General features: G+C 41.6%; 10 protein-coding genes and 3 tRNA genes. 6 read left to right on the top strand and 7 right to left on the bottom strand.

Annotation, left to right across the window (positions count from 1 at the left end; translation table 11 throughout):
• Positions 1-88: 88 nt before the first annotated feature.
• From FTU75_RS05615 to FTU75_RS05635, 5 genes are all read left to right on the top strand, one after another.
• The gene (locus FTU75_RS05615) at positions 89-1,507 is read left to right on the top strand and encodes an amino acid permease (RefSeq protein WP_180094773.1); all 1,419 of its coding nucleotides are present in this window, start codon (positions 89-91) and stop codon (positions 1,505-1,507) included.
• A gap of 109 nt (positions 1,508-1,616) precedes the next feature.
• Complete coding sequence (locus tag FTU75_RS05620; protein ID WP_180115352.1) at positions 1,617-2,522, top strand: alpha/beta fold hydrolase; 906 nt, start codon at positions 1,617-1,619, stop codon at positions 2,520-2,522.
• Positions 2,523-2,654: 132 nt separating this feature from the next.
• A tRNA-Glu gene (locus FTU75_RS05625) sits at positions 2,655-2,730 on the top strand.
• A gap of 24 nt (positions 2,731-2,754) precedes the next feature.
• Positions 2,755-2,830: transfer RNA gene (locus tag FTU75_RS05630), tRNA-Glu, on the top strand.
• A 58-nt stretch (positions 2,831-2,888) separates the two neighbouring features.
• Positions 2,889-2,964: transfer RNA gene (locus FTU75_RS05635), tRNA-Glu, on the top strand.
• A 66-nt stretch (positions 2,965-3,030) separates the two neighbouring features.
• Here FTU75_RS05635 and FTU75_RS05640 read toward each other — a convergent pair.
• From FTU75_RS05640 to FTU75_RS05670, 7 genes are all read right to left on the bottom strand, one after another.
• Positions 3,031-3,675 carry a YiiX family permuted papain-like enzyme gene (locus FTU75_RS05640; protein WP_306669981.1) on the bottom strand — a complete coding sequence of 215 codons (645 nt, stop codon included), beginning with the start codon at positions 3,673-3,675 and terminating at the stop codon, positions 3,031-3,033.
• Positions 3,676-3,718: 43 nt separating this feature from the next.
• Complete coding sequence (locus tag FTU75_RS05645; protein ID WP_111885862.1) at positions 3,719-4,963, bottom strand: NADH:flavin oxidoreductase/NADH oxidase family protein; 1,245 nt, start codon at positions 4,961-4,963, stop codon at positions 3,719-3,721.
• A 112-nt stretch (positions 4,964-5,075) separates the two neighbouring features.
• Positions 5,076-6,677 carry an ABC transporter ATP-binding protein gene (locus FTU75_RS05650; protein WP_180115452.1) on the bottom strand — a complete coding sequence of 534 codons (1,602 nt, stop codon included), beginning with the start codon at positions 6,675-6,677 and terminating at the stop codon, positions 5,076-5,078.
• A complete protein-coding gene (locus FTU75_RS05655; RefSeq protein WP_180115354.1) occupies positions 6,652-7,665 on the bottom strand; it encodes an ABC transporter permease in 1,014 nt (337 codons plus the stop codon). Before FTU75_RS05655 ends, FTU75_RS05650 begins: the two co-directional genes overlap by 26 nt.
• Complete coding sequence (locus FTU75_RS05660; protein ID WP_078192926.1) at positions 7,665-8,732, bottom strand: microcin C ABC transporter permease YejB; 1,068 nt, start codon at positions 8,730-8,732, stop codon at positions 7,665-7,667. Before FTU75_RS05660 ends, FTU75_RS05655 begins: the two co-directional genes overlap by 1 nt.
• A gap of 33 nt (positions 8,733-8,765) precedes the next feature.
• The gene (locus tag FTU75_RS05665) at positions 8,766-10,610 is read right to left on the bottom strand and encodes an extracellular solute-binding protein (RefSeq protein WP_180115355.1); all 1,845 of its coding nucleotides are present in this window, start codon (positions 10,608-10,610) and stop codon (positions 8,766-8,768) included.
• 26 nt (positions 10,611-10,636) lie between these two features.
• Positions 10,637-13,963 (bottom strand): LysM peptidoglycan-binding domain-containing protein, encoded by a 3,327-nt coding sequence (locus FTU75_RS05670; protein ID WP_180115356.1) that lies wholly within the window; start codon positions 13,961-13,963, stop codon positions 10,637-10,639.
• Positions 13,964-14,169: 206 nt separating this feature from the next.
• On the opposite strand from FTU75_RS05670, the gene dnaQ reads away from it, so the two are divergent.
• The gene (gene dnaQ, locus FTU75_RS05675; protein ID WP_180115357.1) at positions 14,170-15,669 is read left to right on the top strand and encodes a DNA polymerase III subunit epsilon; all 1,500 of its coding nucleotides are present in this window, start codon (positions 14,170-14,172) and stop codon (positions 15,667-15,669) included.
• Positions 15,670-15,699: the final 30 nt, after the last annotated feature.

Below are 15,699 nucleotides of genomic sequence, written 5' to 3' on the forward strand. Positions count from 1 at the left end.
TTATCTATAATTTATATTAATTGATTGCATCATCATTGCATTCTTCTCTACAATTACTCGCTTCATTATTTGATTCTCCTTTTTCTCTATGCAGTCATCACATTCTCCGAATGATGCTTCGCATCAGGGCAATTCTGCGCCGTTAAAACGCGCTATGAGTACTCGACATCTGGTGATGATTTCGCTTGGCGGCGCAATCGGTACTGGTTTATTTCTTGGTTCGGGTGAAGTCATTGCACAAACGGGGCCTGTAGGTGCCATTATTTCGTATTTTTTAGGCGGTATTATCGCCTATATGGTGATGCTTTGCTTAGGCGAGCTCGCTGTACATATGCCTGAATCTGGTTCATTTGGCGCTTATGCTAAACGCTATATCGGACCGGGTACGGGTTATACCATCACTTGGCTGTATTGGCTGACTTGGTCCGTAACGCTAGGAACTGAATTTACTGCTGCTGCACTTTTAATGCAGGAATGGTTCCCAGACAGTTCTATGTGGATGTGGACCTTAATCTTTGGTGCTTTTGTATTCTGCTTGAATATGATTTCAACTAAATGGTTTGCTGAATCTGAATTTTGGCTAGCCTTAGTCAAGGTGATTACCGTTGTAGCCTTTATTATTTTAGGTCTATTGGCCATTTTTGGTATTTTAGGCTATCGAGGCTATGAAGCTGCACCGCTGTTTAGCAACCTCACTGCACAAGGCTGGTTCCCTGAAGGCTTGTTCCCAATCTTCGCTACAATGTTGATTGTGAACTTTGCATTCTCTGGTACTGAGCTGATTGGTGTTGCTGCGGGTGAAACCAAAGATCCAGCGAAAAATGTACCTAAAGCCATTAACACGGCGATTTTCCGCTTATTGATTTTCTTTGTAGGTACCATTGTTGTTATTACTGCATTATTACCACACCAAGAAGCCGGCTTATCTGCCGAAGGTGTAAGTAGTTCACCTTTCGTAACGGTATTCCAGCACATTGGTATTCCTTATGCAGAAGACATTATCCGCTTTGTGATTATCACAGCCCTACTTTCTGCTGCAAACTCAGGTTTATTTGCTGCATCTCGAATGATGTGGTCATTATCCTATAGTAAGCAATTACCTGCGGTGTTCTCTAAAGTGAACTCGCGCGGTATTCCTTATGTTGCAGTAATTGTGACCATGATCGGTGGTATGCCAGGCTTACTTTCTGAGCAATTTGCACCAGAAACCATTTTCAAAAACTTGTTAGGTGTTGCTGCATTTACCATGGTGGTAGTGTGGATGAGTATTTGTTTAAGCCAATTCAACTTCCGTCGTCAGTGGTATAAAGAAGGCAAAACTGCAAAAGATTTAGCTTTTGCTGCACCATTCTTTCCAATCGTGCCGATACTCGGTTTTGTATTCTGTCTGATTACCTGTATTAGTATGGTATTTGACCCAGAAATGTTAACTGGCTTTATCTGCTGTATGATCTTCATTGTGGCGTGTTATATCAGCTACTACACCTTGTATCACAACAAAGATTGATCTGCGTTGTCATACCAAACACCATAAAAGAGTAACTTCGGTTGCTCTTTTTTTATGGCTATATTTTAATAAAAGTAGAATAAAAACTGGTCCGTCGATGAGGTGCAATATGCAGATCATCTTTATCCATGGCATGAATCAACAGCAACAAACTGCACGTTCGCTCGAACAGCATTGGCTTGCACTGTTGTCTCAAGGCTTAAAGCAAAGCCATCAAGAGACTTTTTTATCGTATATACAGCACCATATGCGCATGCCTTTTTATGGGGACTTACTCACGCGTTATCATTTGCAGAATATGCTTCAAGCCAGCACCTTGACGCCTCAAACGTGGCCACATTTTCCGTTTATCCATCGTACTGAACTCCCAGAAAAATCACCAAAAGTACTTGAGCATCACGCTGTACAAAATAATCTATCTGACATCACCCTCAATGATGCTATTGGATTGAGCCAGTCATTCAAATCGATCACCGCACTCGGCAAAGATCTTGCCCTACGCGATTTTGCAGTTTTAATGAATTATTTCCCAAAATTACATGCCACACTTTTGCATAAATTTTTGGTCGAAACTTATCTCTATTTATCCAATCCACACTTTATTCAGGCAGTTCACACTCGTCTGCATGAGCAATTACATCAAACGAAACCCACCCTGTTGATTGCACATTCATTAGGTAGCGTGATTGCGTATCATTTTTTACTGTTACATCCTGAACTCAACATACAGCGCTTTATCACCTTGGGCTCACCTTTGGCTTTTCGTGTCATCCAAGCCCACTTACCTCAGCCTTTACAGCGACCTGATGCAATTTCAGGCGATTGGTTAAACTTTTATTCACATGATGATTTTCTCAGCGCTTTTCCGCTGAGTCAGGCACCTTTTGATTTTCAACCCGCCATTTTCAATCAGCAAATTCAGACATCGATTGAACACCCACACGACATTGCTGGATATTTAACGCATCCAGAAGTTATTGCTGCAATCTTACAAGTGTTGAAAAAACCGACATAAATAATGTATTTTTCAAACATTTTTAGCAAATTGTTTTAATTTTATGCACTCAACAACAAAAACTGAATTTATTTATAGAAAAGCGTTTGACACCCCCCGATTTTCACCCTAATATACGCCCACCTCTGAAACGTCCCTATCGTCTAGAGGCCTAGGACATCGCCCTTTCACGGCGGTAACCGGGGTTCGAATCCCCGTAGGGACGCCAATTTTCAGAAGTACATTTTATTAAGTCCCTATCGTCTAGAGGCCTAGGACATCGCCCTTTCACGGCGGTAACCGGGGTTCGAATCCCCGTAGGGACGCCATTATTTAGTCTAAAAACTTAGACTGAAATAAACGGTTTTAAAATTTGCTTTCTGTACTGTCCCTATCGTCTAGAGGCCTAGGACATCGCCCTTTCACGGCGGTAACCGGGGTTCGAATCCCCGTAGGGACGCCATATTCGAGTTGGTTTTAACCACTCATTAAAAAGCTCAAGCATTGCGACTTGGGCTTTTTTATTGCCTTAATTTCTAAATATTTCTTTTAAAAGTTTTGAATCATAAATGGCCTTAGGGGCAATCACCTGCTCATTTAGCGGAATATTTTGACCATAGCGCTGCCGCATTAGGCGCTGCACTTCATATTGTTTTAAATCAAATTGTTTCAGTTGTTGTAATGGAGAAAGTTCGATTCCTAAAGCATGCTGATAAGCTTTCCAAACAATTTCAGAACAGTAAATTGCACGATCATCCCATTCAAAATAAATATCATAGGGTTTGCCCAAGTACTTTTCTGCATTTTGTACCAGCGTCGTTTTCTGCTGCACATTTAAGGGTTGTTTGAGCCTTTTTACCACATAATGAGCATTTTCCCCACGCGCGATCCATTGATTTAAAGTGGTGTATTGCACAGGTTGAATGGCTTCAAGCACCCACGTTTGGTTATTTTTATTTACGATCATGCCCATGTGACTATAGGGCGAATGTGTGGCCTTTTGAATGCTTAAACTTTGTTGTGACTTTGAGATATGAAAAATGATATCCCCCGTCTGAAATACAGACTGGGCATAGAGGGCTGAACTGAGCCCAGAAAGAATAACTATTAATATTAAAATTTTAGACATTTTTATTGTAAGCAATATTGATATGAATGAAGGCAACCATAACATGAATATATGTCGGTTGCCCTGATTCTAAAAATTCAATGATTGATTAAGCTGACTTACGTGAATTGACTTGCCCTTTAATGACCGCGGTTAAATTTCCTTTAAGATATTTAAAAAACACTTTTAAGGGTGAAAGTTTAGGATTTGGCTGTTTGCCTTCACCAATCGATTTAAACTGAGCGGCATACCAAATAATTTCCATAATCGCCATTTTATCAATCATCGGTATGCCAGTTTTAATTTTGTCCACACCGTAACGAACATCCTGCCCCGCCAATAAACGATCAGCCAAATCGACTTCTACAGCGAAAGGACGTGCAATACCAATAAAATCACAAGCTCCACTGTCTAGTGCAGCATTCATGCCTTGCACGGTTCTAAACCCACCGGTAACCATTAACGCGCATTTCACTTCTTTACGGATATTGTCCGCAAAATCGAGGAAATACGCTTCACGAGCAATGGTACTGGCTTTACGTTTTTCTTCTTTAGCACCCGCCATCGCTGGCGCTTCATAGGAACCGCCCGAGATTTCAATCATATCAATCCCTGCGGCATCTATTGCTTTAAAGACCTCAATCACATCTGCTTCGCTAATTCCGCCGCGTTGGAAATCAGCAGAATTCAGTTTGACCGAAATAATAAAATCATCTGTCGTCGCTGCACGAACTGCCTTATAGATTTCAAGCAAAAAGCGCATGCGATTTTCATTTGAACCGCCCCACTGATCTTGACGTTTATTGGTCAGTGGCGACAAAAACTGACTAATTAAATAACCATGCGCACCATGCAATTGCACGCCTTCGAAGCCTGCCTTTTCACAAATGTGTGCGGCACGTGCAAAACGCTGAATGATATCTAAAATTTCATCTTCACGAAGTTCGCGCGGTGTTCCAAACGTTGTGGCTAACATCGGACTAAATGGCACAGCAGACGGTGCAACCGTTTCTTTATTTAAACCTTTAGGACATTGGCGGCCCGGATGTGAAAGTTGAACCAATTGCACCATGCCGTGCTTCTTGCCTAGCTCAGCCCACTGTGTTAATTGTGCTAAATCTCGCTCAGTTTCAGCGACAACAACCCCCGGCTCATTTTTAGCACGAAAATCCACCATGACATTACCCGTAATGGCACAGCCTAAACCACCCTTCGCCCAAGCTTCATATAATCCAAAATGTAAGTGATTGGGTTGGCCTGCGGTATTGGCCAATGCTTCACTCATTGCACCTTTAATGATGCGATTTTTAAATGTGGTATTACGAATTTTAAAGCTTTCAGCTAAATGGCTCATGACAATGTCCAAAATGAAATAATAAGTCCTGAGTATTTACTCTAATTATTATTTTCTAAAGGTCAAGGATATTTTGACAATGACACTTGTCAAAATATCCATAAGTTTGATTTTAGTATTGGCTGGCTTCAATTAATTTACGGGTATAGTCCGTTTGTGGTCGCGCAAATAAATCTGCGGTGTCTTGAAATTCCATGACTTTGGCATGTCGTAGTACCAAAACTTTTTGACAGAGGGCTTTGACCACGTGTAAATCGTGACTGATAAATATATAACTCATATTAAATTCTTGCTGCAAACGCCGTAGTAGCTTCACGATAGCTTTTTGTGTCGTCCGATCAAGTGCCGATGTAGGTTCATCGAGTATCAATAATTTAGGACGTAATACCAACGCACGTGCTAAGGCGACTCTCTGCCGTTGCCCACCCGATAATTCATGTGGATAACGCTGCTTAAACGAGCTGGCTAATTCAACTTTCTGCAAAGCTTCATCTATACGCTGTGCAATTTCATTTGCAGATAAATGCTGTAAGACCAGACCTTCGCCGATGGTTTGCTCTACATTGAGCCGTGGATTTAAACTACTGAATGGATCTTGAAAGACGATTTGAAATTCACGACGTAAAGGTCTGAGCTGTTTTTCTGAAAGTTGATTGATGGCGTGTTGATTTAACATAATTTCGCCATCACTTTCTATGAGCCGAGCAATAGCCAGTGCTAGGGAGCTTTTCCCAGAACCACTCTCTCCAACAATACCGATCGACTCACCTTCAGCCACTGTTAAATCCAAAGCTTCTACCGCAATGACATAATCTTTGATGCGGTTCAATAAGCCTTGTTTGACTGGGAACTTTACTCCTAACTGGCGTAATTCTAAAAGTGTCTGCGTTTGCGAAACCTGTATTGCTTTACCAAAATCATGGTCTAATAAATTTTGGGTATACGCCTGCTTCGGTTGCTCAAAAATTTCCTGAACATTACCTTGCTCCACCACTTGACCACGATTCATCACAATCACATGTTCGGCATAGCGCTTGACCAAATTCAGGTCATGGCTAATTAATATCATCGCCATATTACGCTGCTGTTGTAGCGACTTTAATAAATTTAAGATTTGCGCTTGCAAAGTGACATCTAAAGCCGTGGTTGGCTCATCAGCGATTAAAATATCAGGATCTAAGGCCAATGCCATGGCAATCATGACACGTTGTCGCTGCCCCCCTGACAACTCATGTGGATAGCGTCTTAATTTATCTTCAGCATCCGGAATACCCACATCATTTAATAAGTCTACAACCCGCTGCCGAGTTTTTGCCTTCGACCAACCCTGTAACAACAGTGACTCACCAACAATCTTTTCAACCCTGTGTAAGGGATTTAAAGCTGTCATCGGCTCTTGAAAAATCATGGCAATTTTCTGTCCACGAATGTTTCGATGCTGCTCAGGACTCAGTCCAAGAATATTCTGTCCATTCAGGCTGACACTGCCTGTGACCTGCAGATCACTCGACAACAAACCGAGTATAGCTAGGCTGCTAATCGATTTACCTGAACCGCTTTCTCCAACAATGGCTATCGTTTCACCTGCATGTAAATTAAAATTCAGGTCTTCAACCAAGACCTGTGCTGCATGTGAAATATGTAAATGTTCAACCGCTAATACGATGGGAGGTACATTAACTTGATGATTATTGACGTCTTGGATCGAATGCATCACGTGTCGCCTCCCCAATGTAAATCAATAAAGACAGCACGATCGCTAAGGTAAAAAACCCCGATAAGGCAAGCCATGGTGCATTCAGATTGTTTTTTCCTTGAAGCAATAACTCACCTAAGGACGCTGCATCAGGCGGTAAGCCATATCCCAAGAAATCTAAGGCTGTTAGTGCCGTAATATTTGCCGTAAGCATAAAAGGTAGCTGTGACAAACTGGAACTCATCGCATTTGGTAAGATATGCCGAAACATAATGGTGCCATCTGTGACGCCAAGGCTTCGTGCTGCACGTACATAATCAAAATTACGAGCACGTAAAAACTCTGCACGAACCAAGCCGACTAAAGTGGGCCAACCAAACAACAGCATAATGACAAAGAGCCAATACACACTCGGCGTAAACATGCTGACCAAAATCATCACCATGAATAGCATCGGTAGTCCACCCCAGACTTCCAAAATTCGTTGACCAATGAGGTCCAGCCAGCCACCATAATAGCCCTGTATCGCCCCAACGATGATGCCCAATATGGCTGAAGCGAAGGTTAATGCAAAGCCAAACAGGAGCGACACACGTAATCCATATAAAATACGTGCGAGCACATCACGTCCTTGGTCATCGGTACCGAGCCAATTTTGTGCAGTCGGTGCAGATGGCACAGGCACAGCCAACTCTAAATTCGGTGTTTGATAGGAAAATTTAATCAGTGGCCATACAGCCCATCCTTTATCATCAATCAGTTGCTGTACCACAGGATCTTTATAATCTGCCTCAGTTTCAAATACGCCACCGAAAGCAGTTTCTGGATAACTTTTTAATACGGGAACGTATAAAGAATCATCGTATTTGACCAAGAGCGGTTTATCATTGGCAATAAACTCGACAGCTAGGGACAACATAAAAATCAAGGCAAAGCTAATAAAGCATGTAAAGCCTAATTTATTTTCTTTAAAACGTTGAAATCGCGCTTGCATGATCGGAGACATTATTTTGCCCCCTGTGAGTCAAAATTAATTCGTGGATCAATCATTTGATACATGACATCACTGATTAATCTTAAGATCAGCCCCATCAAGGTAAAAATAAACAAGGTGCCAAAAATCACTGGATAATCGCGCTGTACGATGGCTTCAAACCCCAACAATCCCAGACCATCTAGATTGAAAATAATTTCAATAAATAGATTTCCCACAAAGAAGATGCCAATTAATGCTTCTGGTAGACCAGCAATAACAATGAGCATTGCATTACGAAATACATGCCCATACAGCACACGTGATTCGGTCAAACCTTTAGAACGAGCAGCAAGAACATATTGCTTATTTAGTTCTTCCATAAAAGAGTATTTGGTCAGATAAGTTAAGCCAGCGAAACCACCAATTACCATAGCAAACAAAGGCAACGCCATATGCCAAAAATAATCTGCAATTTTGCCAAACACACTTAACTCAGCAAAATTCTCTGAAACTAAACCTTGTAAAGGGAACCACTGAAAATATGAACCACCTGCAAAAAAGACAATGAGTAAAATGGCGAAGGCGAAAGCAGGAATGGCGTAACCTATAGCCAATAAAATAGACGTGCTTTTATCAAATAGCAGACCATGTTGACGGGCTTTTTTAATGCCTAATGGAATAGACACCATATAGATCAGCAAGGTACTCCATAAGCCAAGGGATAAGGATACAGGCAGCTTTTCCCAAAGTAGCTGGGTCACAGGCTTATCTTTAAAGAAACTGGTACCAAAATCTAGCGTCACATACCCCTTTAACATGAGCCAAAAACGTTCGAATAATGGTTTATCGAAACCATATTGCGCTTCGATTTTTGCCACCATTTCTTCACTGAGGCCTTTAGCACCTTGGTATTTACTGCCTGTCGTCGCAGTTTCACCACCACCTGTGTTTCCCATACCTTGAAAGGACTCAGCTTGCTGTATGGCTTGTTCAACAGGTCCTCCCGGTGCAATCTGAATCACGACAAAGTTAATCAGTAAAATGAAAAACAATGTTGGAATAATCAGGAGCAATCTTTTTAAAATATATGTGCCCATGTTGCTTTAACATTCCCTGTCATTCATTAGTATTTATTGTTGGCGCAAATAGTTTGCAACTTTTTTCGATTGCGCTTCATTACTCCACCAATAATCAATACCTGTTGATAATTTTGGTTTTACTTTTGGCTGTTGATACATATTCCAATACGCAAACCATTTTTCACCTTTACCATAGGTTGGAATTTGATAATACCCAGCTCTTAATAATCGATCCAATACTTTGGTACGCACCACCAATTGTTCACGATTTGGTGCACGAATCACCTGTTGTATGACCTCATCAATGATCGGACTTTTAATTCCAGCATAGTTATAATTGCCAGGCTGATCCGCCGATGCACTTCCCCAAAATTGCGCTTGCTCATTACCCGGATTGAGCGACTGTGGCATAACATTTGTTGTCATATCAAAGTCTTTCGAACGCATCCGCTCTATATATTGAGGCACGTCCACTTGACGAATATTTACAGTCACACCTAAGCGTTTCATATTGCGCACAAAAGGCATTAATGTTCGCTGTAAGCCATCTTGGTGAATGAGAAACTCAATACGAATGGCTTGACCATGTCGGTCTAATAATTGACCATTTCTAAATCGATAACCAGCATTTATTAATAGCTGACGAGCAGTCAATAAATTATTTCGATTAAATCCACTAGCATCTGAAACTGGATATTTCCAGTTGGATAACACCCCTTTACGCTCTAAAGGGGTTAATTTCGTTAACAATGGTTTTAAAATTTGCATTTCAGCATCTGAGGGTACCCCTTTAGCTTCTAACTCACTATTTGAAAAATAGCTTTGTAGGCGCTGGTATTGACCATAAAACAGAGCTTTATTTTGCCATTCAAAATCATAAGCATAGGTTAAAGCTTGTCGAAAACGAATATCATTAAAAGGCGATCGACGCGTATTAAATACAAAACTTTGAGTTGCAATTGGATTTTCATGCTTATCACGATACTTCACCACCATTCCTGCAGTGATGGACGGAAACTTATATTCCGTCACCCATTTTCGTGCTGTAAATTCCTCATGCAAAGTATATTGTCCTGATTTAAAGCCCTCAAATGCGACATCTAAATTTCGGTAATAGACATATTTCAAATGATCAAAATTATATCGTCCGCGATTAATCACTAAATCACGTCCCCAATAATTAGGATTGCGCTTAAAACTAATACTACGGCCAGAATCAATTCGATCAAGTAAATAGGGTCCAGAACCTAAAATCGGCTGCATAGTAATTTTAGTAAAGTCTTTTTTTGCCCAATCTTTTTGGGAATAAATCGGCATTTGCGCCAATATTAATGGCATTTCAGCGTTATTACCCGACTTAAAGGTCATTTTGACTTCATATTTAGATAACACTTGGGTTTTATCTAAATCTGCCAAATACATTTGTAAACCTGGATTTGACTTGGTCTGAAAAGTATCAAAACTAAATTTAACATCTTCAGCAGTGAGTTCTGAACCATCACTAAATCGTGCTTTTGGATTTAAGTGATAAATGACAAAACTCGTATGATCGGGATCGAACGTTACCTTCTCAGCTAATAATGGATACATCACGCCGGGTTCATCTAAAGAGCTATCCATAAGGGAGTCAAATAAATAATTTACCCCCTCAGCCGCACTGCCCTTACCATTCATACTGTTTAAATTGTCAAATGTCCCATTTGATGAAGTACTTAAATATCCACCTTTAGGTGCAGAAGCATTGGCATAAGGCATGACTTTGACAGAGTCATATTTGGGTGTGCTATGAATCGCAATATAAGGCGTGGTCTGTATCGCAGACCACACACTTTGACCGAACAGAGTAAGTACACAAATCCCAATAGCTTGATGTGCTGATTTGAACGACACCAACATCACTGACAACTCCCTGTAGTCGTTGCTTAATTCGGTACTTTAATCACTTCACCAATACGTAACTGAGCAGACGGTTGCATATCATTCATTTCAGCGAGTTTTGATGTGTCTAGTCCATAGCGACTTGCCAAACCAATCAACGTATCGCCGCGTTTAATACGGTATTCACTAATAGTTTTAGGGACTTGTAAATTTTGACCGACACGCAGTCCTGCACGCGGGTTCAAGTTATTTAATTCAGCCAATGCTGCCACAGTTAAACCTGTCCGACTAGCAATCGAATTTAAAGACTCGCCTGATTTCACAGTATAGCTTTCAGTATTTGCTGGTTTCACATTGCTCGTAGAGGATTTAGCTTCCGTTTTTTTGGTTTCAGTTGCTTTACTAGCTACATCAGCAGGTAGTTCACCATCTACTTTTAAACGCTGCCCTACACGAATCGCACTATTGGTATTTAGGCCATTTAATTCAGCTAAATAACGTAATTGAAGATGATATTTCTTCGCAATCACACCCAATGTTTCACCTGATTTCACCACATGAATATCGTTCGCATCAACAGAATTCGTTCGTGTATTGGTTTTGCTTTCAATTTTGGTTGCCTCAGCTTTGGTTTCTACTTTAACCGGTGCGACATCACCTGTTAATTTTAATTTCTGCCCAACGCGTAGACCAGAACTACGCTCTATACCATTTAAATTTGCGACATAGTCCATGCCTAAATCATAGCGACTAGCAATGCCTGTCAGTGTATCGTCAGACTGCACCACATAAGTATCTGGAACAGTTGAACTTGCAGGAACTTTAATGCTTTGCCCAGCCATCAGCCCACTATTTACCGACATATCATTTAGACTCGCCAATTCTGACAAACTGATTTTTGACCGCGTCGCAATACTGTAAAGGGTATCACCACGCTGCACTTTATAGCTTTCAACTTTATACGCAGGATCAACTTTGACATTTTCAATGCGATTCACGACTTTGCTTTCGAGCTTCTCAACTTCTGCTACAGCTTGTAATGGCACATTAATTTTTTGCCCCACCATCAAGCTACTGCCAGCCGTTAAGCCAGTTGTTAAATCTGCCAACTCTTGATTTGACAGCGCATAACGATCTGCAATGAGTTTTAGATATTCACCACGTTTTACCGTGTAGGATTTGGTTTGAACTTTTGCAGGTTTTTCGACAACTTGAGCGGCTTTCTTGTCAGCTTCCAATTTTGCTTTCGATGCAGGCGTTTCTTTTAGGGATAATTTCTGTCCAACATATAAACCACTCGTGGTGGTTAAACCATTGTAGTCGGCGAGTTGCTTCGTACTTAAACCAAATTGGCTCGCAACAGCTGTAAGACTGTCATTTGCTTTCACCACATAGCTATCTGCGATAGGCTTAGCTTTCGATTCTTCATTATTTTGCACAATCGGTTTCGCATCATATAAATAGATGGTCGTACCGACATACAAGGTCGAATCTGGCGAAATTTGGTTCCAAGCTGCAATATCGCGCCAATTCACGCCATTTTTCATCGCGATCAATGCTAATGTGTCGCCCGCCAAAACTGTATAAGTACTGCGTTTACCTTTAGGTGGTACAACTACAATTTCAGAATCTGTACGAATGACATTTTTACCTTGGTTGCGTTTGGCTTCTTCGGAATCTGCACCTGTATTTTCAGCCACGCTTTTCGGGTAAGAGAACCCTTTCGTCAGTTCTTTTCCTTGTTGATCCGCAATCGACTGACTGGTCTGAATCGCAGTTAACTTAATTTTGCCATCGTAAGGATCGACAATTTCAGTGCCCTTCGGCGCAATAGCTTTAATTTCCTGAACGACTTCTTCTTGTTCTGCTTTAGTCGCTACTGGTTTTAATACCTCATCGACTGTTTTGGTCTCACCTTCAGCTTTAATAGCCGCCATGATTTGCTCACGCTCATTTGCGCTGAGTGGTGGCTCGACAGACACGGCTTTCACAGGCGTCGAAGGTGTTACAGCGACTGGTATACGCGGCGCACTTGGAATATCACTATTCGATGCAAATGCAGCTAAAGCAGATGATCCCATTGGTGTTTTGCCTTTCGTACCTGATGGAATACTTGGCGTTACCGTTGCAGCAACTACAGGTGGTTTGGCAGAAGCGGTCACTGTCGGCTGTGAGGTTAGCGTAGGCGGCGTCACTTTTGCAGGCTGAATAGTTTTACTATTTAATTCCGGCGGAGTAACACGTGACGGTGTTATTGCAACATTATCTTTTGGTAAGTTATAAGTTGAATTACTTGCCCAATAACCTGATGAACCACCTGATTGTAATTTTTTCAAACGCGCATCGACTGATGGACTCACATCCGCAGGAATTAAAATCCGCATTGGGCTACTGCTGTCAATCACATCGCCACGATGCCCGGGATTTAGTGCATAGAGTTCTGCACGGCTTAAACCAGTAATAGATGCAATTTCATTTAAATTTGCAGGCCCTACAGCCACTTCACGAAAGTGTGGACGGTTGGCAATTGGCGGTAAACTTACGCCATAAGCACTTGGATTTTTAATAATTTGAGCAACAGCCAAGAAACGTGGGACATAGTTCATGGTTTCTTGGGGCAGTTTTAGTGACCAATAATCCGTTGGCAAACCTGCCGCACGGTTACGGTTAATCGCCTGTTGAATGCGGCCCGGCCCTGCATTATATGCAGCCAAAGCCAATTCCCACGAACCGAACTGGTTATGTAGCGCACCTAAAAACTCATAAGCTGCACGCGTTGATTCCACTACGTCACGACGACCATCATACATTGAGGTTTGTTTTAAGCCGTAAATACGTCCAGTACTTGGAATAAATTGCCATAAGCCTGCTGCGGCTGCACTTGAGGTTGCTGCTGGGTCATAAGAACTTTCAATCACTGGTAATAACGCCAACTCAGTCGGCAAACCACGACGTTCTGCTTCTTTAACCGTGTGATATAAATAACGGGACGCACGCGCACTTAAACGATCAATATATGGTTGACGTGAGATAAACCAACCACGCTGCGCTTCAATTCGCGTATCCCAGTGGTTCAAATCCATTTTGAAACCCACAGTCATACGCTTCCAGACATCACCATGCTTCAGCACTAAAAGGCGATCGCCTTCTACGGCACGCATGTCTGTTGCAGAAAGTAAATCTTCGAGTGAATCTAAACTATTGGCATCGAGAAAGTTTGAGCCAACTTGTTTACTTGCTGAGTTCTGCTTAGTCGTTTGCGATGAAGAACAGCCCGTCAGACCAAGAGCTGCGAGCGCAGAACCCAAGACTGTAAATTTAAAAATTTGTGGTAACGTAGGCTGCCAGACAGTCGCAGTTGATTTATACATAAAAAAATCCAGACAACTCATATAAAATTTATTTTTTAGATATGCCATTGTAGTGAAGCAGAATACAGACACAAGGCGTTAATTTAACGCTATTTCAGTATAAATGTTACAAGAAATTAAAAAAATCGCTAGAAATGGATTTCTCCCCGTCATTTGCGTTATACAATATACGGTTCTGAATGCTCGTTTTTCTCCGGATTTGATTTATGTCTCAAACAATCACGCTTTATGTTGATGGTGCATGTAAAGGCAACCCTGGCTTAGGGGGGTGGGGGGCCTATATCATCCGTGAAACTGGAGAAGAAAAACTCTGCGGCGGCGAAGCTGAAACCACCAATAACCGTATGGAATTGACTGCTGCAATTGAAGGCATTCAACACTGTCCGTCCGATGCAAAACTGATTATTTGGACAGACTCTAACTATGTCAAACAAGGCATTACCGAGTGGATTCATGGTTGGAAAAAGAAAAACTGGAAAGATGTTAAAAATCCAGATCTGTGGAAATTACTGGATGCAACTTGTCAGGGTCGGGAAATTGAATGGAACTGGATTAAAGGGCATGCAGGCCATCCGGGAAATGAAATGGCCGATCAATTGGCCAATCTAGGCGCAGAAAAAACCCTCGAACACATCAAACAAGCGACATCAACTACAGCTGAAGCACCTAAAAAAAAAGCTGAACCCGACTGGCTATTAAATGATCCGTTTGGACTCGAATTTGCTGATAGCGAGGATGACGAAGAAATCTCTGAAGAAGCAATGATTGCAAATGAAAGCATTATTGATGCTTCAATTCAGGAGTCTTCAATTGCTCAGCCGCTAGAAATTGCTCCGTCACGTGAAATGACTACTGACACAGCGATCAATGCAGAGCAGATTGATGACATTGCGATAGAACAACAAGCAACAGACACTGCTTCAACGTTGAATGAAGCTGCCCCTATACAGTCTAAGCAAGCTGCTGAAATCCATCCAATGATTGTCATTACACCAGCAACCGTCGATGTATCTGGCCCACGACAATTAATTTTGGATACGGAAACCACAGGTTTCTATTTCCAAGATGGCGACCGTATTATTGAAGTCGGTGCGGTGGAAATGATTAACCGCAAACTGACCGGTAGCTCAATTCATATTTATATCAACCCGCAAAAACCTGTCGGTGAATCTGAAAATATTCACGGAATCAGTGATGACTTTCTAAAAGACAAACCACTGTATGCTGAAATTGCTGATGTCTTATTTGACTATCTAAAAGGCGCAGAAATCATTGCGCATAACGCAACCTTCGATATGAACTTCCTTGATATGGAGTTCAAACGTGCCGGTTTTGTGGCCTTATCTGAAGTTTGCGAAGTCACCGATACCTTGGCTATGGCCAAAGCCAAGCATCCAGGCCAGAAAAACTCACTCGATGCATTAGTGCGTCGTTACGAAATTCCACAACGTGACCGTACCTTCCATGGTGCCTTACTCGATGCGGAAATTCTGTCTGACGTATACTTAGCAATGACGGGTGGTCAGGTATCCTTTGATATCGATGCCCTGACCCACTCGCAAAATGAAGATGGTTCGCAAACCCGCGCCGCTGTTGAAATAGAATTACCTGTGATTTTACCTTCAGCAGATGAACTTGAAGCCCATGAGACATGGGTCAAACAATTTGAAGAAAAACATGGTACACCTTGCCTTTTTGCGAAATAAAATCTAAATTTCGTGTTACTTTTTGTATAT

Origin of the sequence: Acinetobacter sp. YH12140 (assembly GCF_013418475.1) — a bacterium.
GTDB lineage: Bacteria > Pseudomonadota > Gammaproteobacteria > Pseudomonadales > Moraxellaceae > Acinetobacter > Acinetobacter amyesii.